This window comes from Nocardia sp. NPDC060220 (assembly GCF_042727815.1).
Lineage (GTDB): Bacteria > Actinomycetota > Actinomycetes > Mycobacteriales > Mycobacteriaceae > Nocardia.
The window spans coordinates 1-2798 of record NZ_JBHWZY010000877.1; the positions used below are offsets into that span (position 1 = coordinate 1).

The window sequence follows — 2798 nt, forward strand, 5'->3', positions numbered from 1 at the left end:
CCGTGCGAGCGCATACCGCCGAGCGGGAGCGCCTCACCACCGAGGCCTACGCCGCCGGTCGGAACGAGGCCGCGCGGACACCCGCCGTCACTCGGGAACTGGTGAGCGCCGAAGCTCCGGCCGCCGCGCCGGTCCGGGCGGAGTCGACCATCGGGCATCAGCCCGCGACCGGATACGACGTGGCTGCCCAGCAGCACCTCGACATCCACAGCCGGTACGCGCAGGGTCAACTCGAGGTCGCCGAAGGGCTGGTCTCGGTTCTGCGCGACGCCCAGCGCACCGGTGGCGTCGATGATCGCCTGCGCGAGACCGTGCACGCGATCAAGGAGCAGAGCCTGGCGATCGGCCGGACCCATGTCCAGGTCAACGAGATCCTCGCCTCGCTGTCCGGCCTCGAACTCGGGTCCCCGGCGCCGACCGTCGATACCGCGAGCACGAACGGGACGAACGGCTTCCACGCCGAACTCCCCACCGGTAACGGGAACGGCAGTCACACCCCCGCGACGACGCTGCTCGACCACCGGACAGTCGCTGAGCCCTCGGCGCCGAACGCTGTGGCGACTCCCGAACCACAGCCGACACGAGCAGCGGATGTTGCCACGGCGCGCCGGACAGCCGACATCGAGCCCGCTCCCCAGGCCGCGATGCCCGCCGCCGTCACGGTGAGCGAGGCCCCCGCGCTCGATGCCGATTCGGTGTGGTCGGTGTTGTCGCAGGTGGTGTCGGACAAGACCGGCTACCCGACCGACATGCTGGCGTTGTCGCTGGATCTGGAAGCGGACCTCGGGGTGGATTCGATCAAGCGGGTTCAGATCATGGGTGCGGTCGGTGAGCGTATCGAGGGTGTGCCTGCCGTGGGCCCGGAGCAGGTCGCGGAATTGCGCACGCTCAGCGATATCGTGAACTTCGTTGCCGCATCGGTGGTTTCGGTTCCGGGTGCCGCTTCGGCGCCGACCGGCCCCGCGCTCGATGCCGACGCGGTGTGGTCGGTGTTGTCGCAGGTCGTTTCGGAGAAGACCGGCTATCCGACGGAGATGCTGGCGTTGTCGCTGGATCTGGAAGCCGATCTCGGGGTGGATTCGATCAAGCGGGTTCAGATCATGGGTGCGGTCGGTGAGCGTATCGACGGTGTGCCTGCCGTGGGCCCGGAGCAGGTCGCGGAACTGCGGACCCTGAACGACATCGTGGACTTCGTTGCCACGTCTGTGGTTTCAGGTCCGAGTGCCGCCCCGGCGGCGACCGGTCCGGCGCTCGATGCCGATTCGGTGTGGTCGGTGCTGTCGCAGGTGGTGTCGGAGAAGACCGGTTACCCAACGGAGATGCTGGCGTTGTCGCTGGATCTGGAGGCCGATCTCGGGGTGGATTCGATCAAGCGGGTTCAGATCATGGGTGCGGTCGGTGAGCGTATCGATGGTGTGCCCGCTGTCGGTCCGGAGCAGGTCGCGGAGTTGCGCACGCTCAGCGACATCGTGGACTTCGTTGCCGCGTCAGTGGTTTCGGCACCTGTAGCGCCTGCGACCGAATCGGCGGTCGATGCCGACGCGGTGTGGTCGGTGTTGTCGCAGGTCGTTTCGGAGAAGACCGGCTATCCGACGGAGATGCTGGCGTTGTCGCTGGATCTGGAAGCCGATCTCGGGGTGGATTCGATCAAGCGGGTTCAGATCATGGGTGCGGTCGGTGAGCGTATCGACGGTGTGCCCGCGGTCGGCCCGGAGCAGGTCGCGGAATTGCGGACCCTGAACGACATCGTCGATTTCGTCGCCGGCTCCGTCGCTCCCGCCGCAACCCCGGCTGTCCCCACGGTCGGTGGCGGGTCGGAAGCCGCCGGTGCACACGGGTTTCAGCCGGGATCCAGCCAGGACGGGATCGAAGACGATCCGGTGCTGCTGCGGATCGTGCCGGTCGCACTTCCCGACATCGACCGCCTTTCCCAGCCCTACGCCGCGAAGCGGACGGCGTTGATCCTCGACCACGGTGACACCACCGCGGCGACTCTCGCGACCGGCCTCGAACAGCAGGGCTGGACCGTGCACACGGCCGCCGTCGCGGCCCGCGACGATGCCGGCGTAGCCGCATGGGACGGCGCCACCGTGCGGGGGGCGATCGAGTCCGCGCTGAAAGATGTTGCGCGGCTGGATCTGTGCCTGACCGTCCTGCCCGCGGACAGCCAGTGGCTGGTGGGCGGTCATCGGCTCGCCGATACCATCCACACCGCCACGCTGGTGCACGACCGCCTGGTCGCGACCGCCGAAGCCGGGACACGGGCGGCGTTCGTGACGCTCACCCGCATCGACGGCGTGCTCGGCCACCGCGGTGAACGAGCGGCCGCCGCCGCCGTTGTCGGCGGGGTCAGCGGTCTGGTGAAGACCCTCGCGCAGGAAGCGCCCGGGCTGTTCTGCCGGGCATTGGATCTCTCGCCGCAACTGACCGACGAGGCACTGATCGTCTCCTTCCTCGCCGAGCTCGACGACGCCGCGATCGACGCTCGCGAAGTCGGGGTCGACGCCGAGCACACCCGCTGGACACTGCGCCCGCAGGCAGTCGACAGCACGGCCACGGCCACCGAACTCGCCCTCACCACCGACGATGTTCTCGTTGTCACCGGTGGCGCACGGGGAGTGACCGCGCGGTGTGTTCGTGAACTGGCTGCTCGCAAGCCGTGCGAGTTCCTCTTGCTCGGCCGCACTGAACTCGAGGACGAGCCGGAGTGGGCGGCAGGTGTCGCCGACGACGCGCTCAAGGCTGCCGCCATCGCCGCCGTGCGTGCCGCGGGTGAGCAGCCGACGCCCAAGCAGGTC

1 protein-coding gene is annotated in these 2798 nt (G+C 68.8%); it reads left to right on the forward strand.

What is annotated here, in order from left to right:
* On the forward strand, positions 1–2798 hold a 2798-nt coding region (locus ACFWF3_RS31105), incomplete at both ends, for a phosphopantetheine-binding protein (RefSeq protein ID WP_379317291.1).